At 72.3% G+C, this 21,873-nt stretch carries 18 protein-coding genes and 3 pseudogenes; 10 read left to right on the forward strand and 11 right to left on the reverse strand.

Translation table 11 applies throughout. From position 1 onward, the window contains the following. Window positions 1-263 precede the first annotated feature (263 nt). The 3 genes from ACZ5FU_RS30910 (at window position 264) to ACZ5FU_RS30920 (ending at window position 2,133) form a co-directional block, all read left to right on the forward strand. Entirely contained in the window at window positions 264-560 is a 297-nt protein-coding gene (locus ACZ5FU_RS30910) for a hypothetical protein (protein ID WP_469047512.1), read from the forward strand. Window positions 561-735: 175 nt separating this feature from the next. Next, window positions 736-1,029 (forward strand): hypothetical protein, encoded by a 294-nt coding sequence (locus ACZ5FU_RS30915; protein ID WP_469047514.1) that lies wholly within the window; start codon window positions 736-738, stop codon window positions 1,027-1,029. A gap of 24 nt (window positions 1,030-1,053) precedes the next feature. Then, complete coding sequence (locus ACZ5FU_RS30920; protein WP_469047515.1) at window positions 1,054-2,133, forward strand: hypothetical protein; 1,080 nt, start codon at window positions 1,054-1,056, stop codon at window positions 2,131-2,133. A 161-nt stretch (window positions 2,134-2,294) separates the two neighbouring features. On the opposite strand, the gene ACZ5FU_RS30925 is transcribed toward ACZ5FU_RS30920, so the two are convergent. After that, window positions 2,295-2,915 (reverse strand): AraC family transcriptional regulator, encoded by a 621-nt coding sequence (locus ACZ5FU_RS30925; protein WP_451530176.1) that lies wholly within the window; start codon window positions 2,913-2,915, stop codon window positions 2,295-2,297. 494 nt (window positions 2,916-3,409) lie between these two features. Between ACZ5FU_RS30925 and ACZ5FU_RS30930 the strand changes: the two genes are divergently transcribed. After that, complete coding sequence (locus ACZ5FU_RS30930; RefSeq protein WP_451530177.1) at window positions 3,410-4,384, forward strand: alpha/beta hydrolase family protein; 975 nt, start codon at window positions 3,410-3,412, stop codon at window positions 4,382-4,384. A gap of 134 nt (window positions 4,385-4,518) precedes the next feature. On the opposite strand, the pseudogene ACZ5FU_RS30935 reads toward ACZ5FU_RS30930, so the two are convergent. The 3 pseudogenes from ACZ5FU_RS30935 to ACZ5FU_RS30945 form a co-directional block, all read right to left on the reverse strand. Continuing rightward, window positions 4,519-4,665 (reverse strand): annotated as a pseudogene (locus ACZ5FU_RS30935) (IS256 family transposase); the annotation flags it as partial. A 135-nt stretch (window positions 4,666-4,800) separates the two neighbouring features. After that, window positions 4,801-5,011: pseudogene (locus ACZ5FU_RS30940) on the reverse strand (ISAzo13 family transposase); the annotation flags it as partial. A gap of 6 nt (window positions 5,012-5,017) precedes the next feature. Then, window positions 5,018-5,713 (reverse strand): annotated as a pseudogene (locus ACZ5FU_RS30945) (IS4 family transposase); the annotation flags it as partial. A gap of 310 nt (window positions 5,714-6,023) precedes the next feature. Between ACZ5FU_RS30945 and ACZ5FU_RS30950 the strand changes: the two are divergent. After that, complete coding sequence (locus ACZ5FU_RS30950) at window positions 6,024-7,409, forward strand: MFS transporter (protein WP_451527492.1); 1,386 nt, start codon at window positions 6,024-6,026, stop codon at window positions 7,407-7,409. Window positions 7,410-7,468: 59 nt separating this feature from the next. On the opposite strand, the gene ACZ5FU_RS30955 is transcribed toward ACZ5FU_RS30950, so the two are convergent. The 6 genes from ACZ5FU_RS30955 to ACZ5FU_RS30980 form a co-directional block, all read right to left on the reverse strand. After that, a complete protein-coding gene (locus ACZ5FU_RS30955) occupies window positions 7,469-9,472 on the reverse strand; it encodes a helix-turn-helix domain-containing protein (protein ID WP_451527493.1) in 2,004 nt (667 codons plus the stop codon). 76 nt (window positions 9,473-9,548) lie between these two features. Then, complete coding sequence (locus ACZ5FU_RS30960) at window positions 9,549-10,349, reverse strand: 3-hydroxybutyrate dehydrogenase (protein WP_451527494.1); 801 nt, start codon at window positions 10,347-10,349, stop codon at window positions 9,549-9,551. A 55-nt stretch (window positions 10,350-10,404) separates the two neighbouring features. After that, on the reverse strand, window positions 10,405-10,884 hold the full coding sequence (locus ACZ5FU_RS30965) for an NUDIX hydrolase (protein WP_451527495.1): 480 nt from the start codon (window positions 10,882-10,884) through the stop codon (window positions 10,405-10,407). Window positions 10,885-10,951: 67 nt separating this feature from the next. Further along, window positions 10,952-12,559, reverse strand: coding sequence for an apolipoprotein N-acyltransferase (gene lnt / locus ACZ5FU_RS30970; protein ID WP_468646980.1), 1,608 nt, complete (start codon window positions 12,557-12,559; stop codon window positions 10,952-10,954). 286 nt (window positions 12,560-12,845) lie between these two features. After that, window positions 12,846-13,394 carry a hypothetical protein gene (locus tag ACZ5FU_RS30975; RefSeq protein ID WP_451527497.1) on the reverse strand — a complete coding sequence of 183 codons (549 nt, stop codon included), beginning with the start codon at window positions 13,392-13,394 and terminating at the stop codon, window positions 12,846-12,848. 104 nt (window positions 13,395-13,498) lie between these two features. Continuing rightward, window positions 13,499-14,284: a glutamate racemase gene (locus tag ACZ5FU_RS30980; protein ID WP_451527498.1), complete on the reverse strand. Its 786-nt coding sequence runs from the start codon at window positions 14,282-14,284 to the stop codon at window positions 13,499-13,501. Between the two features lie 39 nt (window positions 14,285-14,323). On the opposite strand from ACZ5FU_RS30980, the gene ACZ5FU_RS30985 reads away from it, so the two are divergent. After that, complete coding sequence (locus tag ACZ5FU_RS30985; RefSeq protein WP_451779964.1) at window positions 14,324-15,526, forward strand: glycosyltransferase; 1,203 nt, start codon at window positions 14,324-14,326, stop codon at window positions 15,524-15,526. Between the two features lie 15 nt (window positions 15,527-15,541). Here the strand turns inward: ACZ5FU_RS30985 and ACZ5FU_RS30990 are convergent, their stop codons facing one another. After that, a complete protein-coding gene (locus ACZ5FU_RS30990; RefSeq protein WP_451527614.1) occupies window positions 15,542-16,855 on the reverse strand; it encodes a TerD family protein in 1,314 nt (437 codons plus the stop codon). Between the two features lie 296 nt (window positions 16,856-17,151). Between ACZ5FU_RS30990 and ACZ5FU_RS30995 the strand changes: the two genes are divergently transcribed. The 4 genes from ACZ5FU_RS30995 to ACZ5FU_RS31010 all read left to right on the forward strand — a co-directional run bounded on the left by ACZ5FU_RS30995 (window position 17,152) and on the right by ACZ5FU_RS31010 (window position 21,865). Continuing rightward, a complete protein-coding gene (locus tag ACZ5FU_RS30995) occupies window positions 17,152-17,583 on the forward strand; it encodes a DUF6643 family protein (protein WP_451527500.1) in 432 nt (143 codons plus the stop codon). A 42-nt stretch (window positions 17,584-17,625) separates the two neighbouring features. Then, complete coding sequence (locus ACZ5FU_RS31000; protein ID WP_451527501.1) at window positions 17,626-18,450, forward strand: MOSC domain-containing protein; 825 nt, start codon at window positions 17,626-17,628, stop codon at window positions 18,448-18,450. A gap of 201 nt (window positions 18,451-18,651) precedes the next feature. Further along, on the forward strand, window positions 18,652-19,257 hold the full coding sequence (locus tag ACZ5FU_RS31005) for an Rv1733c family protein (protein ID WP_468645183.1): 606 nt from the start codon (window positions 18,652-18,654) through the stop codon (window positions 19,255-19,257). Between the two features lie 169 nt (window positions 19,258-19,426). Further along, window positions 19,427-21,865 (forward strand): right-handed parallel beta-helix repeat-containing protein, encoded by a 2,439-nt coding sequence (locus ACZ5FU_RS31010; protein ID WP_468645185.1) that lies wholly within the window; start codon window positions 19,427-19,429, stop codon window positions 21,863-21,865. Window positions 21,866-21,873: the final 8 nt, after the last annotated feature.

Consider the following 21,873-nt stretch of genomic DNA (forward strand, 5'->3'; position numbering starts at 1 on the left):
GGATCGGGGAGCGGGGTCCGGTGCCGTGCCTCGCGAGGCGGAGGAGGGAGTCAGGGCGGAGCCCTGGCGACCGACGACGACGCGGCGGGGTGCGGCACCGGGGCCTGCGAGCCCGGCCTGATCCAAACGAGAGGCCCTGGAGCAGGCCGCCCGCCGACGTCGGCGTCGACGGAGCGCACCGCCGCGAACCGATCCCTCGGGTGCTCCCGGTGACCGCTTTCCGGGAGCACCCGCTCCGACGACACGCACAGGAGAGACACGGCGTGGCCACCACATTGATCACCGGCGGCAACAGGGGCCTCCTCGGTCACGAGATCGCCCGCCGACTCGTCCAGGCGGGCCGGACGGTCTGGATCGGAGCCCTGGACGCCGGGAACGGACGCAAGGCCGCCGACCGGCTCGGTGTGATTCCGGCCTTCGAGGTCAGCACGGAACCAGCACAGGGTCCGTGGCCTGTCGACTCGGTGCCGGCCGACCTGTGTCGCAGCGCGCTCCCCCGCCCCCGACGGCCTCCGCCATGGTTGCCCGGTGTCACCGACAGCCTGAGCCGACAGGGATAAGCCGACCGTCCGATGAGGGACAACGCCGTACGCATCGCCGAAGCAGGCGAGGTGCACCTCACGACACGGTGGCTTCGTCCTCCTGACCTGCCTGGCGGACCGACGATCGTGCCCGTCTCGCTGAGGCGACGCGAGCGCCTGTGCGCACTTGCGTGCGCCCGTACGGTGCCGGGCCATGTCAGCATCTGCGGAAGAGGTACTCGACCGGCTCAGCACAACGGTCCCCGTCCGTATCAACTCGACCGCCACTCTGGTCACGGACACGGACAAGGCGGCCGCGGCCATCGATCGACAACGCGCACGGAAGCAGGACGAGAAGGAACCGAGTCCCCGTAAACCTGAACTCGGACCGTTACGAGACGCCGACCGACAGGATCTCGTCTCCACCCCCTGGGACCTGCTGGGCGTCTTCGCGCGAGCCACCACCCTCGCCCGTCAGGGACGCGGCAGAGGACTGGCCGAACACTGACAAGGACTGAAGTACTGCCAGGCCGTGGCCACCAATCCCAGCGGCCGCATGGCCCTCACCGACGAGGGCCAGAGCCCGGAACTCTCCTACAGGGCCATGCAGGCACGGGAACTGGGCCGAGCCTTCGGACTCGCCGTCGCCGAACGCACCGTCCGGAACCGTTTCCCGGGCCACATGGTCTCCACGCTGGACGCGGAAGCCGTACTTCTGACGGGCTTCGCGCGCTCCGGCCCGCGGCCGTCCCTGGGCGCCCGGCCGCGGCCCGACTTCTTCATCGAAGCGTGGCGCCCGGGCGAGCCGTCGCACGTCTTCGTGGTGACGGTCAACGGCAACCACCAGAAGGCCACCGGGCGCACCGCCAAGGCTGACCGCTCAGCGTTCAAGCAGCTGGCCAGGGGCAGCGAGCGCGCCGAGCACTTCCACCTCGCCGAGTGGAACACCACGCCGTGTCTCCTGATGTCCACCGAACTGCTCGCGCCGGACGGCATCACCGTCAACGCCCTGCAGGCGCCGGGCGGGGGACTGTTGCTCGCGAGGCCGGCTTCAGGGCGAGGGAGTGCGGACGCAGTGCTGTCGGAACGGAACCTCGCGTACGCCGGCGCGGTGAAGGTACCTGCCGACGAGCACAGAGAACGGATCCAGGACGGGTTCCTCATCCCCCACAAGGAGCTCGACTGGTACGGCCGGCTGCTCGCGCGCACCGGAGCCGCAGCCCAGCTGGCCTTCGCCGGGGCCGGCACCGAAATCGCCCAGTACCTGACCGACAAGCAGGGCCACAAACACCACAAGCAGCAGACCTTCGCCGGTTCGTCCAGCGTCCGGGACGCGCGGCACAAGATAGGCCCGACGGTCTACGTCGGAACCGATCAAGTGTTCCGACTCAACCGGATCCGCGTCGAGGCGTTCTCAGGGATGGCCGAGGAACTGTACGACCTGCTGGTCAAAGGACAGGTGGAGGCATACCGGAACCAGGCGTACGAGCTACGCGACACCTACCCGACCAGCACCACGGCCCCGCTGTGGGGTCCCGTCTCCTTCGGCGACGACGGCACCGTGATGGCCCTGCGGGTGCTGCCGAAAAAGGACGACGAGGAGAGCCCTTGAGAGAGCAGATGCCTCCATAGGACACCCTTGAACTATTGGCCGACGTCCCCTCGGCTCGGGCACGGCACCGTACACCACTCCGGCGGACGTGACCCGGCCCACCGGTCAGCGCTTTCCCATCGGGGTCGGCAAGGTGGCAGTTGAGCCAAGACATCGCAGGTCTACCGCGCGGTCCTGGCATAACCGCCTGCGCTCATGCCGAACCGCCGCCGGAAGTGCCGGTTGAGCTGGCTCTGGTCGCAGTAACCGAGCTCGGCGGCGGTCTCTGCCACGGATCGTCCGGCTGCCAGCATGGACTTGGCGCCGGCCAAGCGCAACAGGGTCCGGTAATGGTGCGGTGGAGCCCCGTAAGCCTGCTGGAAACTCCTGATCAGATGACGTTTGCTGCAACCGGCGACTGCCGCGAGGTCGTCGAGCTTGATGTTGGAGTCCAGTTGACTGTGGAGCATCTCTCGTACGTGACGAAGCGCTCGAGGACGAAGTGTCGGACTCGCTGCGCCGGGAGCATCCGCATGCCTGGTGAGCAGGACGTTCAGCAAGCTGATCAGCGACGACTCGAGATCCAAGTCGTCCTCGCCGTGCGCTAGACCCCTGTGCAGCGCAGCAATGCCGTTGAAGAGGCTGCGGTCCGGATAGGTCACCTCGTGAAAGCGCGGCCGGCCTGTGCCGACCGGCATGAGATCGGCGTCGAGGAACATCAGTTGCACGACGGCCCGGCCGTCAGAGGTGGCTTTGTCCTGTTCGAGGCAGCTCACGACCTCATGGGGCTCGATCACCGTCACCGCGCCAGGAACAGGGGGACTCTGGGTTCGCCCGAGGTACTGAAAAGGGGGTGCGGAGCCGCCATGCGTGATCTTGACGGTGTACCCGCCGTTCACAGCGGTCGGGAAGTCACCATCGGCAGCGTGCACAACCAGGCTCTCGACTCCGAACCGTGCTCTTCTGCGACGTCCATCGATTGCGGACTCAGTCATGGCACTTTCGCCCTAGTTCGGCTCGTTCAGTTGATCTTACAGTTCCCGGCAAGACAAGTGCATCCGTCGGGCCAGGGAGGCATGACAGTCGGTGGTTGAGCCAGTCGCCCTCCCCCTGCCGTCAGACCGCGGGACGAACACCTGGCGAGATCTGTGCACCGCTGCGGAGATCACCGTCCACACCGATCCAGGCGCCGGGCGGCCGTTCCTGGCCCATCAGGCTCGTGGCCACGACCGCCAGTTCCATGCCTACCGCCAGTTACGACAGGCGCTATGTCAACACCGATCTCGAAAGGGCTCCGATGAGCAAGCCGTACAGCGACGCCGCCGACATCCCGGTCAACGCGTCGCAACCCGTCCTCACCTACCACCCGGTCACCCTCGACGTTCCCGGCCGGCCCGTGCCGCTGGAGGTCAAGGTGTCGATCCCCGCGACCGGCACCGATCTGCCGCTCATCCTCCTGTCCCACGGGCATGGGCTGGCGAACTTTCTGTCCTCCTACAACGGCTACGGGCCGCTGGCGAACTTCTTCGCCGCCCACGGGTTCGCGGTCATCCAGCCGACCCACCTGGACTCGACGGCCCTCGGTCTGCGCGACACCGACCTCAAGGACGCGCCCCTGTTCTGGCGTGACCGCGCCACCGACATGCACAACATCCTCGACCGCCTCGACGACATCGAGGCCGCCGTCCCCGGTCTTGCCGAACGGCGGATCGACAGGGACCGTGTCGGTGCCGTAGGACACTCCCTGGGCGGCAACACCGTCTCCCTCCTCCTCGGAGCCCAGATGCTGGACCCGGACGACGACCGGCCGAAGGACCTCTCCGACTCCCGTGTCAAGGCGGGAGTGCTCATCGGAGCCCCGGGCATCGGCAACGACGAGCACTTCGCCGAGTGGGCCAAGACGAATTACCCGGTGCTGTATTACACCGACTTCGAGCAGATGACAGGCACCGGCCTGATCATCGTGGGCGATCAGGACCTCAACCCCAACTTCTCCGATCGGCTCAGCTACCGTGCTGACGCCTACTCGGCCAGCCCCGGCGGCAACAAAACCATGGTGACCATGTACGGCGCCGGTCACATCTTCGGCGGCATATCCGGATACGACGCGGCAGAGACGGACGATGAGAATCCCGAGCGCGTGGCGACTCTGCGGGCTCTCGTGTGGGCCTACTTGCGCAGCCAGCTCTACTCGGCCGACCCGTCCTGGAAGAACGCGGTGAATGCCCTGGAGAACGGTGAAGACCCGATGGCCATGGTCGAAACGAGGTAGTTCCGCGAGGTGGGCGGCGGCGCGACAGCCGCCGCCCACCGCCCTTCATCGCACCGAGACCTTCCACCCCCGCACGGATCGCACAGGAGCAACCGCCATGTGGGCCCCGTTCGCTGCGACCGTCGGCGGAAGCGCCGCCGGCCGAGCATGTCGGCGACGGTGTCGAGCCGGGTGCGGACCGCGTCCGCGGTGGGGTGGGCGAAGACGGTGCGGATCGTCGCCGCGTCCCTCTCTGCCGAGCCTTTCGGGATCACGACGAAGATGTTGCGGACAAAGTGAAGCGGTAAAGAATCAAGCTGGTGTTTCACCTTCTGCCGTGACGAACTTGAGTACCCCGGTGGCTGTGGTGACGCGCCGTCCTGCAGGTGTCACGACGCTTTGGTCCTGGTCGAGGAGTGGACGGGCGTCGTCGATGGCGTTGCGGATGGTGACCGCGTTGATGGTGAGCAGATCGACCAGAACCTTCTGGGAAGAACAGAAGCGGCGCAGGCAGATCACGGTGACCAGGACGCGGTCGGCGTTGGAGAGCAAGGGTCTGCCGTGGGCTCCGGGGGCCTGTCGGCGTCGGCCGCCACGCTGCTGGAATCTGCGTTGCTCCGCCTGGGCGGCTTGCGACGGGGCCAGACGTCGCACAGTGTTTCCAGACATCTTGCGTTTGATCACGCGGGGGTGGGAGCCGTCGGCGAGGGTTTCCAGGACCGGCAGCACCACGACACTGCGGACCCGCCACAGCAGGTCCGCGCCGTCCGCCTTCGCAGCACGCCACAGGTCGAGACCGCGAAAGCCCCGGTCGGCGAGCACCAGCACGCCCTTCGTCAGCACGGGCAGCAGCCGCTGGGCCAGGGCGGTCTCGTGGACCTTGAGCGGTCCGGCCTCGGCCGCGAACACGGCATGAGTGCCGCACTCGGCCAGGGCCGCCACCCTCGCCTGCGGACATGCGCTGCGGCCCTGCCCACGGCTGGTACCGGGACGCCCGAAGAACTGGGCGTTCGCTGCGGTGTCCGGAACGTCGAAAACCGTGCCGTCCACCGCGACCAGCCGCCACTGCCGGTACCAGGCCCCCTGCGTTCGCGCGACCGCCACCGGCCGGCACACCCGCGCGAACAGGGCCCCCAACGGCTCCGGCCCAAGCCGCAGACGGGCCCGGCCGATCGCCGCCGTCGTGGGCACCCGCCAGGTCTTCACCCACCGGCCTTCGCGCTCCAGCCCTTGAACCAGAAGCCGGGCCATTTCTTCACAGCCCTGCCCGAAGAACAGACACATCGCCAGGACGAAGTAGACCACCACCCGTGCCGGCAGCGGCCGCGTCCGCTGTTCGATCCTGCGCACCCGGCGACCACCGCGTCGACCAGTTCCGGCGGAAACCCCTGCGTCAGCGCCCCCAACGCGATCCGATCCGAGAACCGATCAACCCCCGACGACTCCACCTGACCCGGTCTTGACGCAACCCACCCGACGACCAGAAACCACCAAAGTCGCCGGTATTGCGTCTGAACCGCCTTTCCGTGAGTCGGCATGGTGGCCGCACGCATAGCTGACCCTCGAACTATGTTGCCCCACCACATGTGCGCCTGACCTGCGGATTCCTACGGTGTGGCGATACGCAAACGTCCCCGTCACACCCCAGGAAGTGGTGCCGATGTCGTCGCCCGCAGCCGCTCCACCAGCCCCGAACAACCTCAAGCGCATCGTCGCCGCGTCCCTCATCGGCACCACCATCGAGTGGTACGACTTCTTCCTGTACGGCTCCGCCGCCGCGCTCGTCTTCAACAAGCTGTTCTTCCCGGGCTCCGATCCCCTCGTCGGCACGCTGTTGTCCTTCCTGACGTATGCCGTGGGGTTCGCGGCACGTCCGCTCGGGGCACTGGTCTTCGGGCACTACGGGGACCGGCTCGGGCGCAAGAAGCTGCTGGTGCTCAGTCTGCTGATGATGGGCGGGGCGACCTTCGCGATCGGGCTGCTGCCCACGCACGCGACCATCGGCACCGCCGCTCCGGTGCTGCTGACCGTGCTGCGTCTGGTGCAGGGCTTCGCGCTCGGCGGTGAGTGGGGCGGGGCCGTCCTGCTGGTGTCCGAACACGGGGACGCGCGGCGGCGCGGGTTCTGGGCCTCCTGGCCGCAGACCGGGGCGCCGGCGGGGCAGTTGCTCGCGACCGGTGTGCTCTCCTTCCTCACCGCCGTGCTCTCGGACGCCGCCTTCGGCGACTGGGGCTGGCGGATACCGTTCCTGCTCTCCGGCCTGCTGGTGATCGTCGGTCTGTGGATTCGTCTCTCTGTCGATGAATCCCCCGTGTTCAAGGAGGCGTTGGCGCACGCGGAGGCCCGGAAGTCGACGGAGGCGGCCGCCGCCGAGAAGCTTCCGCTCGTCGCCGTGCTGCGGCACCACTGGCGCGACGTGCTCGTCGCGATGGGCGCGCGCATGGCCGAGAACATCTCCTACTACGTCATCACCGCGTTCATCCTCGTGTACGCGACGACTTCGGCCGGGGTCTCCCGGCAGACCGCCCTCAACGCCGTGCTCATCGCCTCCGCCGTGCACTTCGCGGTGATCCCGGCCTGGGGCGCGCTCTCCGACCGGGTGGGCCGGCGCCCCGTCTACCTGCTGGGCGCGGTCGGCATCGGACTGTGGATGTTCCCCTTCTTCTCGCTCATCGACACCGGCGGCTTCGGCGACCTCGTCCTCGCCGTGACCGTCGGACTGGTCCTGCACGGCGCGATGTACGCGCCCCAGGCGGCCTTCTTCTCGGAGATGTTCGCGACCCGGATGCGCTACTCCGGTGCCTCCATCGGCGCCCAGTTCGCCTCGGTCGCGGCCGGTGCTCCGGCCCCGCTCATCGCCACCGCGCTGCTGGCCGACTACGACAGCTCCACGCCGATCGCCCTGTACGTGATCGCCGCGTCGCTGCTGACGGTCGTCGCCGTGGGCGTGGCCAAGGAGACCCGTCACCGCGACCTGGGTGCCCTGGACGCCGCCACCGAGGTGCGGGACCAGGCGGCCCGGACGGAGGACGCCCGCGTCCTCTGATCCCCGGCTGCTCCCCGGCCCCGAACCGACCTCCGTGCCCCCTCCGGGGAGTACGGAGGTCAGTTCGGTATGCGGGCCGCCAGCCGGTGCAGCCGCAGGGCGAGCTGGATCTCCAGGGCGCGGGCGGGGCTCTGCCAGTCCTCGCCCAGGAGGCGGGCCACGCGCTCCAGGCGCTGGGCCACGGTGTTGACGTGGACGTGCAGGTCGTCCTTGGTGCGGGCCGGGCTCATCCCGCAGGCGAAGTACGCGTCGAGGGTGCGCACCAGATCGGTGCCGCGTCGCTCGTCGTAGGCGACGACCTCGCCGATGGTGCGCTCCACGAAGCCCGCCACGTCCCGGTCGCCGGCGAGCAGCAGTCCCAGGAATCCGAAGTCGTCGGCTGCCGCCCCGTCACCGCAGCGGCCGAGCAGCCGCAGTGCCTCGACGCACCGGCGGCCCTCCTCGTAGGCGGCGACCACCGCGTCGGGGCGGGCGGCGGGGCCGCGGACGGGCGCTGAGGCGCCCACGGTGACCGCTTCGTGGACGGCGGTGCCCAGATGGCGGGCGGTGCGGTGGGCCAGCTCCGTGGCGGTGTCGCCCGGTGCCAGCGGCAGCAGCAGGACGGTGCCGCCGTCCCGGGCGGCGGCCAGGCCGTGCCGGGTCGCCGCGAGGTGGGAGGCGGCCGACCACAGCCGCCGCCGCGCGGCCGCCTCCTGGTCGGCGTCGGCCGCGTCCGCCTCCAGTCGCGCGGCGAGGACGACGTGGGTGGCGTCGAGGTCGGCACGCAGCCGGGAGGCACGCTCACGCAGCACGCGCGGGTCGCGGTCGCGGGCGTCGAGCAGGTCGTCCAGCAGCTCGCCGCGGACGCGTTGTTCGGCCTCCGCGGCGGAGCGCCTGGCGAGCAGCAGCAGGGAGGTGACCATCGCGGCCCGCTCCAGTGTGCGCTGGTCGACGGGGTCGAGGCCGGGGTGGCCGCGCAGGACGAGGGCGCCGAGCAGTTCGCCGCCCGCGGTGACGGCGGCGATCCAGTCGTCCTCGTGCCGCACGGCGTGGCCTTCCGCGCGGGACGTCTCCAGCGCCGCGGCGGGGGCCGTGCCGGCCTCGGTGAAGTCGACCGTGCCGGCCAGGACCTGGGAGACGGCCGCCGCCACGTCGTGGACCCCGCCGCCGCGCAGGACCAGCTCGGCGAGCCGGTCGTGGACGTCGGAGGCACGCTCGATGACGGCGCTGCGGTCCTGGATGATCTCGTGGGCGCGCTCCAGGCCCGCCAGCGCCGAGCGGGTCTCGGTGAGGAGGTTGGCGGTGTCGATGGCGGCCGCGGCCAGGGCTGCGAAGGAGCCGAGCAGGGCGATCTGTTCGCGCTCGAAGACCCGGGCGCGCCGGTCGGCGGCGAACAGCACCCCGATGACGTTGGCCCCCAGCATCAGCGGGACGCCGAGGATGGCGACCAGGCCCTCGTCGCTCACGCCCGCGTCGATGCTCGTGGTGTGCCGGAAGCGGTCGTCGCGGAAGTAGTCGTCGGTGACGTACGGGCGGGCCGTCTGGGCGACCAGCCCGCCGAGGCCCTCCCCCATGCCGAGGCGCAACTGCTGGAAGCGGGCGGCGACCGAGCCCTCGGTGACCCGCATGTAGGTGTCGCCCCTGGCCGGGTCGTTCAGGCTGAGGTAGGCGACGTCGGTGCCGAGGAGGGAGCGGGCCCGCTGCACGATCGCCTGGAGGACGGCGTCCACGTCGCGCAGGCCCGCCAGGTCGTGGGCCGTCTCGAAGAGCGCCGACAGCTCGGCCTCCCGCCGTCGGCGGCCCTCCAGTTCGGAGCGCACCCGCAGCGCCAGCCGCTTGGCGTGTTCGAGTGCGGCGATCCGCTCGGCCGGCAGCCCTTCGGCCCGCGCGAGCAGCACCGGCCGGTCGTAGGCCTCGGCGGACGCGCCGCGGGCGAGCAGTTCCAGGAACGGCGCCTCGGCACCGCCGGGACCACCGGGCGCGCCCGCCGCACCGGGCACGCCCGGGACCGCCTCGGTACGGTGCGCGGCGGCCTCGGCATCGCTGACGGAGCGCTCGACCGGCTCCACGTGATCGCGGGACATGCTCACAGGATTCCTCATCACCGGGCCGACCCGTCAGGCCTGTGGATGACTCCGTGCCCGCCGCTCGCCCGGCAGGTCAGTGCGCCGTCCAGCCTCCGTCCATGACCAGGGAGGTCCCGGTCACGAAGGACGCCCCGGGGCCGCACAGGTAGGCGACGGCGTCGGCGACCTCCTCCGGTTCGATGAGCCGCTTGAGCGCGCTGTCCCGCAGGAGCACCTCGGCCAGGACGCGCTCCGGCGGCAGGTCGTGCGCCCGCGCCTGGTCCGCGAGCTGTTTCTCGACCAGCGGGGTGCGCACGTAGGCGGGGTTCACGCAGTTGGAGGTGACACCGTGCGGCGCGCCTTCGAGGGCGGCCGTCTTGGACAGGCCCTCGAGCCCGTGCTTGGCGGCCACGTACGCCGACTTGTAGGGCGAGGCGCGCAGCCCGTGCACGGAGGAGATGTTGACGATGCGGCCCCAGCCCTGCCCGTACATGTGGGGCAGGGCGCCGCGGATGAGGCGGAACGGCGCCTCGAGCATGACGGTGAGGACCGTGTGGAAGACGTCCGGCGGGAACTCCTCCAGGGGGCGCACCAGCTGCAGGCCGGCGTTGTTGACCAGGACGTCGGTGCCGGCGGCCGCGAGTTCGGCGGCGTCGAGGTCCGTGAGGTCCAGGACGTGGGGCTCGACGACGCCCGGCAGGCCCGCGGCGCTCTCGGCGAGCGTCTCCAGGCCCGTGGCGTCCCGGTCGACCGCGCGCACCTTGGCTCCGGCGGCCGCCAGCCGCAGCACGCATGCGCGGCCGATACCGCCGGCGGCGCCGGTGACGAGGGCGACGCGACCGTGGAGGTCGAGGGAGGGGGCGGGGGGACCAGAAGCGGCGTGGGGCGTGGTCATGTCTGTGACCTTAGGCAGCGCCGCCGCCTCACCCCATGTGCTCCGCCCCCACACTTCAGCTGGAACTCATGGAGTCGAACCATGTGGGCTCGTCCGACAGTGCCTGTTTGATCCGGAAGAGCGCGAACTCGTCGAGGTCGGGCAGGGCGTCCACCGCGAACCAGCCCACCTCCAGCGACTCGTCGTCGTTGACGCGGGCCTCACCGCCCACGGCACGGCAGCGGAAGGTGATGTCCATGTACTGGCAGACGTCTCCGTTGTCGTAGGCGACCGGCTCCAGCGCCTGGACGAGGACGACCCGTTCGACCACGCACCGCACCGCGGTCTCCTCGAAGACCTCCCGCACGGCGCAGACGGCGGGCTGCTCCCCGGGGTCGGGGATGCCGCCGATCACCGCCCACGCGCGCGTGTCCGAGCGACGGCCGAGCAGCACGCGGCCCGTGTCGTCGAAGACGAGGGCGGTGACTCCGGGCAGCCACAGCAGCCGGTGGCCCGCGACGGCCCGGATCTCACGGATGAAGTCAGGAGTAGGCATGGACCGACCCTAACGAGGCGCCGCGGCGGCACCGCGCGCGTGAGGGACGCGCTCGCCGGGCGTACGGTCACACGCCACCGGCGCGCCGCCCGCGCACCCGGGCCCCGATCGCCAGGCCGAGGCCGCCGGCGGCGACGAGCAGGAGGGCGATCTCGGGCAGGACGCCGAGCTTCGTGGCGGGAGTCCGGGAGGAGCGCAGCGGGACCTTCTGGACCAGGGAGTCCGCGACGAACATGCCGGTCCTCTGGCTGATCCTGCCGTCGGGCATGATGATCGCGCTGACCCCGCTGGTCACCGGCACGGTGACGGTCCGGCTGTGCTCGACGGCACGCACGCGCGACATGGCCAGCTGCTGGTAGGTCATCTCGCTGCGGTCGAAGGTGGCGTTGTTGCTGGGCACCGAGATGAGCTGCGCGCCGTGGGTGACGGTGTCGCGCACGGCCCAGTCGAAGGCCGCCTCGTAGCAGGTGGCGAGGCCGACCCGGGCGTCGCCGAACTCGAACACGCCGGGCTCGGAGCCCCGGCTGAAGTCCTGGTGGACCATCGAGGTCCACTCGTCGTTGACGGCGCCGATGAGGGAGCGCAGCGGGAGGTACTCGCCGAAGGGCTGGACCTGCCGCTTGTCGTAGGTCTGGGTGGCGCCCTTGTCCGGGTCCCACAGGATCTGCTCGTTGTACAGCTTGCCGTCGCGTTCGACGACGCCGCCGACCGAGATGGGCGCGTCGATCGCCGCGGCCGCCCGCTCGATGACGGCGGCGGCGTCCGGGTTGGCGAAGGGGTCGACGTCGGAGGAGTTCTCCGGCCACAGCACGAAGTCGGGCCGGTCCACCTTGCCGGCCCCGACCTCGGCGGCCAGCCGCTCCGTCTCGCGCGCGTGGTAGTCGAGGACGGCCCGGCGCTGGGAGTTGAAGTCCAGTCCGAGGCGGGGCACGTTGCCCTGGATGACCGCGACCGTCGCGGTGCCCGCCTCGGCCTCGTCGCTGACCAGGGGACGGGCGGCCACCGCGGCCAGGGCCGGGACGGCCATGCTGATCAGCGCGACCGCGGCGGCCGACCGCCGCACCTCGCGCGTGCGGCGCCATTCCAGCGCCGTGCGGACGGCCTCGCAGAGGCCGAAACCGCACAGGACGACCACGAAACCGAGGACCGGGGTGCCGCCGAGCGCGGCCACCGGCAGGAAGACGCCGTCCGCCTGGCCGAATGCGACCTTGCCCCAGGGGAAGCCGCGGAAGGGCACGCGCGCGCGGGCCGCCTCGCCGGCGATCCAGACCGCCGCCGCCCACACCGGCCAGGCCGGCAGTTTCGACACCGCGGTGATCCCCGCGCCGACCAGCGCGACGAAGACCGCTTCGATGAGCACCAGCGCGATCCAGGGGCCGGGGCCCACCTCGACGCCCGTCCACACCAGCAGCGGCAGCAGGAAGCCGAGGCCGAAGAGGTATCCGAGACCGAGTCCCGCCTTCCAGCTCCGGCCGCGCAGCACCCCGCCGAGGAGGGCGAAGGCGGGCAGGGCCAGCCACCACAGGGTGCGCGGCGGGAAGCTGACGTAGAGGAGCACTCCGGAGAGTGCCGCGGTGGCTGCCGGGACCAGACGCAGGAGCCGTGCGCCGCGCGACGGCGCGATCGGGGGCTCCAGCTGGTCCGGCCGGTCCACGGAGGTAGCGGTGACGGTCACTCCGGGAGTGTACGGCGGGTCGTCTTTCGGCCGACAGCACGGTCCGCCGGTGCCTCCCGCACGACTCGTGACCGGACCGCCCGGCGGCCGTCACGGTGAGGCGGTGCCCACCGCGGTCTCGGCCGGCGCGGGTCTGCCGGCGGGTCCGGCCACGGCCCGTCCGCTCGCCGTCGGACCGGGGCCGGACGCGGTCGCGCCCCGCCCGGGAAGGGACCTGCGTTCCCGCGACGGCCGGCCGTCCGAGTCGGTGCGCCGGAGCGGGCGCGCCGGAGCCGGTGCGGGCGCGTCAGTGCGTCGCGTCCGGGGTGCCCTGCCTCAGGCGCGCCCGGATGACCCGTACGGCGGACTCCGCGTCGTCCACGGTGATCGTGAACGTGTGCCCGTCCCAGAGCCGCAGGACCACGCCCTCCCCGCGCCGTACGACGACGGCGGTGCCCTTCTCGGGGCGCCAGCGGTAGCCCCAGCCGCCCCAGTGGCGCGGGGTGACGTGCGGCTCGAAGTCGGCTCCGGCGACATGGGTCAGCGGGATGCGGCGGCGCGGCACGCCGATGTGCCCGCAGCGCACCTCCAGGGAGTCCTCGTCGAGCTTCAGGTCGACGTGGACGAAGGCGATGGTGCCGAAGAGCACGAGCATTCCCGCGGCGATGCAGCCGACCACGGCCATGGCGAGCGGCGCGATGGAGGAGGTCCACGCCGACTCGACCGCCAGTTCGATGCCGAGTGCCATGCAGGCCGCCCCGCCGAGCGCGAGCAGCCACTGGAACCGGTTGGTGGCCCGCCCGTGCCACACGTCGGGATGCCGGGCGGTCTCCTCGTGGGGGTGGTGGTCCCTCATCTTCATGAGGTTACCCAGGTTTCGCTCCGCCGGTACCGTGTCGCGGAGGGGGACTGGGCCGGCCGGACGACGGGCGGACCGCGCGTCCGTGCGGTGGTCCGCGGTCAGCGGGCGGGACTGGCCTCCTGGAGGAGCCGGCCCTCCGCGTAGGCGAGCGCCGGCGCGGGCAGCGCGCCCTCGCGGCCGCTGAGGAGGACCGTCACCGCGCCGAGGGCCCGGGCCGCGGGCTCGGGGCGGGAGCCGATGCGGCGCAGCGCCTGGGCGGCCACGGCACCGGCCGATCCGTGCAGGACGAGCGGCGGGCGGCCGGCGCCCTGGACGGCGGCGCGGATGCGCTCGGCGACCAGTTCGTAATGGGTGCAGCCCAGGACGACGGTGGTCACCTCGTCGGGGGTGAGCGCGGCGGCCGCGGCGACCGCCGCGTCGATCGCCGCCTCGTCGGCGTGCTCCACGGCCTCGGCCAGCCCCCAGCAGGGCACCTCGGTCACCGTGACACCGTCGGCGAAGTCGTCGATGAGGCCGCGCTGGTAGGGGCTGCCGGTGGTGGCGGGGGTGGCCCAGATGGCGAGGGGGCCGCCGCCAGCCGCGGCGGGCTTGATCGCGGGCACGGTCCCGATCACCGGGATGCCCGGTTCGAGGCGGGCCCGCAGGGCGGGCAGCGCGTGCACGGTCGCCGTGTTGCAGCCGACGATCAGGGCATCGGGCCGGTGGGCGGCGGCGGCCTGCGCGACCGCGACCGCGCGCGCGGTGAGGTCCTCGGGCGTGCGCGGGCCCCAGGGCATGCCGTCGGGGTCCAGGGAGAGCACCAGATCCGCGTCGGGGCGCAGGCGCCGTACCGCGGCGGTGGCCGCCAGCAGCCCGATTCCGGAGTCCATGAGCGCGATCTTCACCCGGCCACGATAGACGATGTGCTCCTGGGGCCCGCTCCCGTGGGGCAGACTGCGCGCGTGAGCGCCGTCGTGTGGATCTCCGCCGTTTCTCTCGCCGCCTGGCTGTGGCTGCTGCTCTGTCAGGGCTTCTTCTGGCGCACGGACGTCCGGCTGCCCCCGCGCGCGGAGCCCGCGGGGGCCGGTGGGTGGCCGTCGGTCTGCGTGGTCGTCCCCGCGCGGGACGAGGCGGCGGTGCTCCCCGCCGGTCTGCCGTCGCTGCTCGCGCAGGACTACCCGGGGCGGGCGGAGGTCTTCCTGGTGGACGACGGCAGCTCCGACGGCACCGGGGAGCTGGCGCGCGAGCTGGCCCGGCGGCACGGCGGACTGCCGCTGACCGTGGACTCGCCGGGCGAACCACCGCCCGGCTGGACGGGGAAGCTGTGGGCGGTGCGGCACGGCATCGCGCTGGCCCGCGCGCGTGGACCCGAGTACCTGCTCCTGACGGACGCCGACATCGCGCACGCGCCCGACAGCCTGCGGGAGCTGGTCGCCGCGGCGCGCGCCGGCGGTTTCGACCTCGTCTCCCAGATGGCGCGGCTGCGGGTGGAGAGCGTGTGGGAGCGGCTGGTGGTGCCGGCGTTCGTCTACTTCTTCGCGCAGCTGTACCCCTTCCGCCGCATCGGCCGGCCCGGGACGCGGACGGCGGCCGCGGCGGGTGGCTGCGTCCTGCTGCGCGCGGAGGCGGCCGGGCGGGCCCGGATCCCGGAGTCCATCCGGCACGCCGTCATCGACGACGTGGCGCTCGCGCGTGCGGTGAAGGGGTCGGGAGGCCGCGTCTGGCTGGGCCTGGCCGACCGGGTCGAGAGCGTGCGCCCGTACCCGGGGCTGCACGACCTGTGGCGGATGGTCTCGCGCAGCGCCTACGCGCAGCTGCGGCACAACCCGCTGCTGCTGCTCGGCACGGTGCTGGGGCTCGCCCTGGTCTACCTGGTGCCACCGCTCGCGCTGCTCGGCGGGCTCGCCCTCGCCGTCCCGGCCGTCGCGGTGCCGGGCGGCCTCGCGTGGCTGGTGATGACGGGGACGTACCTCCCGATGCTCCGTTATCACCGTCAGCCTCCGTGGCTCGCCCCGCTGCTGCCGTTCACCGCCTTCCTCTACCTCCTGATGACGGTGGATTCCGCGGTCCAGCACCACCGGGGGCGGGGGGCGGCCTGGAAGGGCCGCACCTACGCCCGTCCGGACACGGTGGCCGACGAGGGCTGAGCCCGCTGCCGCGGCCTACTTGCGGCCGGGTGTCCAGTTCATGCCCCAGCCGTAGGCGTGGTCCACGGTCCGCTGCGGGCTCACCCCGCGCTCGGGCACCAGGTAGCGGGCCTCCCGCCGGACGACGAGGTCGTCGCCGCTGCGGGTGATCAGCGCGAGCGCGCACACGGTCGAGGGGACGGTGCACTCGTCCAGGGAGAAGTCGATCGCGGCACCGAACTGCGGCTGCAACGTCACCGTGGCGTGCAGGTCGGCGAAGGAGCGGGCGCCCTCGTAGACGGTCACGAAGACGAGGAGGCGCCGGAAGGCGTTCTTGTGGTCGAGGTTGATCGTGAGGTTCTCCCCGGTGGCCACGGCGCCCGTGCGGTCGTCGCCGTCGAGGAGGATGTAGGGCGGCTGGTGCAGGGCGCCGAAGGCGTTGCCGAGGGCCTGGACGACCCCCTTGCGTCCGTCGGCCAGCTCGAACAGCGCGCACAGGTCGAGGTCGAGGTCGTTGTGGAGCGCGACCGCGCGGCCGCGTTTGCTGCCCCACCTGGAGAACTGCTTGCGCACCTCCCAGTTGAGGTTCACCCGCATGACGCCCGAGGTGCCGCCCTGCTTGGTCAGCGACACCGACGGAGCGGCCTTGGTGAGCGTCACCTTGGTGAGGCGGACCGGGGCCGCGGGCGGAGCCGAAGGCGGGGGCGGGGTCGGGGCGGCGTGGACGGGCGGGGGCACGGTGGCCGGAAAGGCCGGCGTGACCGGCGGCGCGGGCGGCGGCGCCGGCGCGGTGACCGGCCGCGGCGCGGCGCCCCGTGGTGCGGCGTGCTGCGGTTCGTCGACGGTGATCCCGTAGTCGGTGGCCAGGCCTTCGAGGCCGCTGCCGTAGCCCTGGCCGACGGCGCGGAACTTCCAGGCGCCCTGGCGGCGGTAGAACTCACCGAGCACGAAGGCGGTCTCGACGGTCGCGCCCGTGGCGTCGTACCGGGCCACCACCGTGTTCCCTCCCGCGTCCCGCACCTCGACGGCGAGGTCGGGCACCTGCCCGAAGGTGCCGCCGTCCGCCGAGGCGGCCAGGACGACGGTCTCGATCGCGGGCTCCACGCGCGCGAGGTCGACGAGCAGGGTGTCGGTCACCCTGCCGCCCAGGTCCCGCTTGCCCTCGTGCCGGACCGCGCCGGAGGAGTGGGCCGGCTGGTTGTAGAAGACGAAGTCGGCGTCCGAACGGACCTTCCCGGCGACCAGCAGCAGGGCCGAGGCGTCCGCGTCGGGGACGCCCGGCCCCGACCGGCGGCCCACCTCGACCCGCAGCGCCGTCGTCGGCACCGGAACATTCGATCCCTTCGGCATGGACATGCCTTTCCCCCTCACCTTCACCGGCCGGACCGTGCGCTCCGGCACCCTTCGGGTCGTCTGCCCGCCAACCTATTCACACGGACCGGGAACGCCCACCCGCGGGGTCACGAGATCCCTGGCCAACCGCCGGTAACCCACCAGGAACTCGGCCTTTACACGATCCGAGCCATGATTACTGCCCCTTTTTGCCAAGTTCGCTCGCATTGAGTATCCGGAGTCACCGCCGACGAGGAAAACAACCCTCTTATCGGTCTCCCCAACCAGCACATCGTGGGCTTAACTTATGTGCCATGACCTCCCCCCGCTCCACTTATGGTGGCGGCTACTACTCCGCCTCCTTCCCGGACACCCCGATCTACGACTCGCTCGTGGCCGAGCGGGGCACCCCGCAGATCGCCCCGATCCGGGTCCCCGCCGCCTACGACACGGGCAGCAGCCTGCCCGCGTTGCCGTCGGCACTGCCCGCCCTCCCGGCGGCCCCGTCCTCGTACGGCTACGGCTACCCGCAGGCGCAGCAGCCCGCTCCGCTGCAGCAGGCGCCGGCCGCCTACATCCCGCCGCAGGCCACCGCGCCGCGCGGCTACCCCGGCCCGCAGATGCAGCAGCCGCGTCCCGCCGGCCCCGGCACGGGGTACGACGCGATGCGCCCCGCGGCTCCCCGGCCCGCCGCGCCCCAGTACCAGGACCCGTACCAGACCAACCAGCAGTACCGCGGGTACTGAGCCGCCCCGGGGGCAGTCGCCGCCACCTGGCAGGATGAGGCCATGGGGAATGCCGAGCTGCTGTCGATCCACGTCCATCCGGTCAAGGCGTTCCGGGGCCAGGCGCCCCGGGAGGCCGAAGTGGAGCCCTGGGGACTGGCCGGGGACCGACGCTGGGTGCTGATCGACCACGGGGGAAAGGTCGTCACCCAGCGTCAGCAGCCGCGCCTCGCACAGGCCGCCGCCGAGCTCCTGCCCGGCGGCGGCCTGCGTCTGTCGGCGCCCGGTCTGGCGCCGCTGACCGTCTCCGTGCCGCAGCCGGCCGGAACGGTCCCGCTGGAGATCTTCCGCGACAAGGTGGAGGGGGTCCTCGCCGACGAGGCCGCGCACGCCTGGTGCAGCGCCCATCTCGGCGCCGACGTGCGCCTGGTGCACATGGACGACCCCGCGACGCGACGCGCCGTCGACCCCGAGTACGGACTGCCCGGGGAGACGGTCTCGTTCGCCGACGGGTACCCGCTGCTGGTCACCACCGTCGCCTCGCTCGACGCCCTCAACTCGCTGATCGCGCGGGGCGAGCACGCCGCGGAGGGACCACTGCCGATGAACCGCTTCCGGCCGAACGTGGTGGTGACGGGCACGAAGCCGTGGGCCGAGGACGGCTGGTCGCGTCTGACCATCGGCGAGGTCGGTTTCCGGGTCGCCAAGCCGTGCGGCCGGTGCGTGGTGACCACCACCGACCAGAGCACCGCGGAGCGCGGCAGGGAACCCCTCCACACGCTGGGACGGCATCGGCGGCTGGACGGCAGGCTGGTCTTCGGACAGAACCTGGTGCCCCTCTCCCGCGGCACCGTCAGGGTGGGCGACCCGGTCACCGTCGTGGACTGAGGACGCGGCGCGGGCCGGCGTCCCGGCGGGGACCCGGACGTGCCGCCCCGGGGAACCTCCGCCCGTCCTTCGGCCGTTGTGGTCTCCGTGAGACGTTCATGAGAGGTCGCGGCCGCGGGTGGTTCCCCTCCCTCTTCGCCCCGATCCGCGCGTGAACGGCTCCGCGGGGGGGGTTACCACGGAGCGGGAAGGGGGCCGGTGGTGCGAGCGATCGGTGGACTCTGGCGCTGGCGGCACAATCCGTTGCGCCGTACGACGGATCTGGTCGAGGCCTGGGTGGCGCTGACGGCCCTGCTCCTGATCCTGTTCGTGGCGCCCGTCGTCGGCTCCCTCGTGGGAGCCGTCGCGCAGGACGCCCTGCAGCACACCGTCCGCGATCAGCGTCTCTCCCGCCACCAGGTCCCGGCAACCGTGGTGCGCGAGCTCGGGGGTTCACCGCCGGAGGCCGATCCCGAGGGCGTCTCCGGGTGGGACGGCCGCACCCGTGTGGTCGCCGACTGGACCGCTCCCGACGGCACCCCGCACCACGGCGCGGTCCTCGCCGGCCTCACCTCGCCCCACCGGGGCGACCACTTCGCCCTGTGGACCGACCCGCACGGCCGTCCGGTGGGCCGCCCCCTGGACTCCGCCACCGTGACCCTCCACGCCGTCCTCGCCGGCGCCGGCGCGGCCCTGCTCGCCGCGGGCGTCGTCGAAGGGGTCCGAAGACTCGCCGTCCGGCAGCTGGTCCGCCGCCGGTACGCCCGTTGGGACCAGGCGTGGGGACGCGCGGGCCCGGACTGGGGCCGCACCGGCACCGGCAGCTGACGGCCTTCCGCCTCTGGTCAACCCACCGCCCGCGCGCACGCTACGGTGGACCGGCCGAGCATTCGGCATCGACCCGCGCGCGAGGGAGGCGCAGGGGTGCGGCACGGCCGGCGCACACCTGCGGACGACCGAGTGATCAGCAAGACCGAGGTGGGGGCACAGCAACGCCATGGCACAGGGCACGGTCCAGGTGACGCACACCGGCACATCGAGGTGGCGGCGCCGCACGGGTGAGTACGCGTCGCTCGCCGCCGCCCTGGAGGCCGCGGCCGAGGGCGACGTGCTCACCATCGCTCCCGGCACCTACCGGGAGAACCTCGTCGTGCAGCGTGCGGTGACCCTGCGCGGCCCCGAGGGCTCCCCCGGCTCCGTCCGCATCGCGCCCGTGGACGGCGTGCCGCTGACCGTGCGGGCCTCGGCCGTGGTGCAGGACCTGCACGTGGAGGGCCAGGACGCGACGGCACCCGCGGTGCTCGTCGAGGAGGGCACGCCCGAACTGCTGGACCTGCGGATCGTCACGCGGTCCGCGGCCGGCATCGAGGTGCGCGGCGGCGCGCGTCCCACGGCCCGGCGGTGCACCGTCGACAACCCCGCCGGCATCGGCATCGCCGTGGTCGACGGCGGCGGCGGGGTCTTCGAGGAGTGCGAGGTCGTCGCGGCCGGACAGGCCGGCGTCGCCGTGCACGGAGGCGGCCACCCGCGGCTGGAGCGCTGCCGGGTGCACCACACCTCCGGCGCCGGCCTGAGCGCGACCGGCGACAACTCCGCCCTGGAGGCGGTGGGGTGCGAGGTCTACGAGGTCCGGGGCAGCGGCGTGCAGATCACCGCCCGCGCCACCGCGCACCTCACCGACTGCGATGTGCACCGCACCACCGCCGACGGGGTCACGCTCGACACGGACGCCGTGCTGACCCTCGCCGACTGCCGGATCCACGACATCCCGGAGAACGCGGTCGATCTGCGCTCGCGCTCCGTCCTGACGCTGACGCGGACGACGGTGCGTCAGTTCGGGCGCAACGGCCTGTCGGTGTGGGACCCGGGCACCCGGGTCGACGCCAACCAGTGCGAGATCTTCGACAGCACCGGCGACTACCCGGCGGTCTGGGTCAGCGACGGCGCCACCGTGGTCCTGGACTCCTGCCGGGTGCACGACGTGCCGGACGCCCTGTTCGTCCTCGACCGCGGTTCGCGCGCGGACGTCGTCGACAGCGACCTCTTCCAGGTGCGCAACACTGCCGTGTCGGTCAGCGACGGCGCGACCGCCCAGCTCGACGACTGCCGGATCCGGGACGCGGCGACCGGCGCCTGGTTCCGCGACCACGGCAGCGGCGGCACGCTCGCCAACTGCACGGTGGACGCCACCCAGACCGGCGTGATCGTCACCAAGGGCGCCGACCCCACGGTGGAGCGCTGCACTGTCGACTCCCCCGCCGAGGCCGGCTTCTACGTCTCGGCGGGCGGCCGCGGCAGCTTCCTGGACTGCCGGGTCACCAACAGCGGCGGGTACGGCTTCCACGTGATAGACGGCTGCCGTACGACGCTGCGCAAGTGCCGGACCGAGCGCTGCGCGCGGCGGGGGTACGAGTTCGCGGACGCCGGCCCGGACGCCGCGGCCGGCTCCGGCCCGCTGGTCGAGGACTGCACGAGCGACGAGAGCGCCGGCGTCCCGACGCCGGGCGCGCGGGAGACCGCCGTGGAAACGGCGCCCTCCTCGCCGGGGCTGCTCGGCACGCTCCCCGCGCAGCGTGCCGGCGTGCCCGAGGAGCGACCGGTCGCGGCCGAGCCGGAGCGGCGGGTGCGCACCTCCACGGACGTGATGGGCGAACTCGACGCCCTGGTGGGCCTGGAGAGCGTCAAGCGCGAGGTGCGGGCCCTGACCGACATGATCGAGGTGGGCCGGCGCCGGCAGCAGGCCGGTCTGAAAGCGGCCTCGGTCAAGCGGCATCTGGTCTTCACCGGCTCCCCCGGCACCGGCAAGACGACGGTCGCGCGTCTCTACGGCGAGATCCTCGCCGCGCTGCACGTCCTGGAGAAGGGCCATCTGGTCGAGGTGTCGCGCGTCGACCTGGTCGGCGAGCACATCGGCTCGACGGCGATCCGCACCCAGGAGGCCTTCGAGCGGGCGCGCGGCGGTGTGCTGTTCATCGACGAGGCGTACGCGCTCTCCCCGGAGGACGCCGGGCGTGACTTCGGCAAGGAGGCCATCGACACGCTCGTGAAGCTGATGGAGGACCACCGGGACGCCGTGGTGGTGATCGTCGCCGGGTACACGGCCGAGATGGAGCGGTTCCTGTCGGTCAACCCCGGTGTGGCGTCCCGTTTCTCGCGGACCATCACCTTCGGCGACTACGGCCCCGACGAACTGCTGCGGATCGTCGGGCAGCAGGCCGAGGAGCACGAGTACCGGCTGGCGCCGGGCACCCCGGAGGCGCTCCTGAAGTACTTCACGGAGATCCCCAAGGGGGCCGCCTTCGGCAACGGCCGTACCGCCCGCCAGACCTTCGAGGCGATGGTGGAGCGTCACGCGAGCCGCGTCGCCCACCTCCCGGACCCGAGCACGGACGACCTGACCCTCCTGTACGCGGAGGACCTGCCGGAGCTGTCGTGAGGCCCGTC

The organism is Streptomyces sp. NPDC031554 (assembly GCF_055580685.1).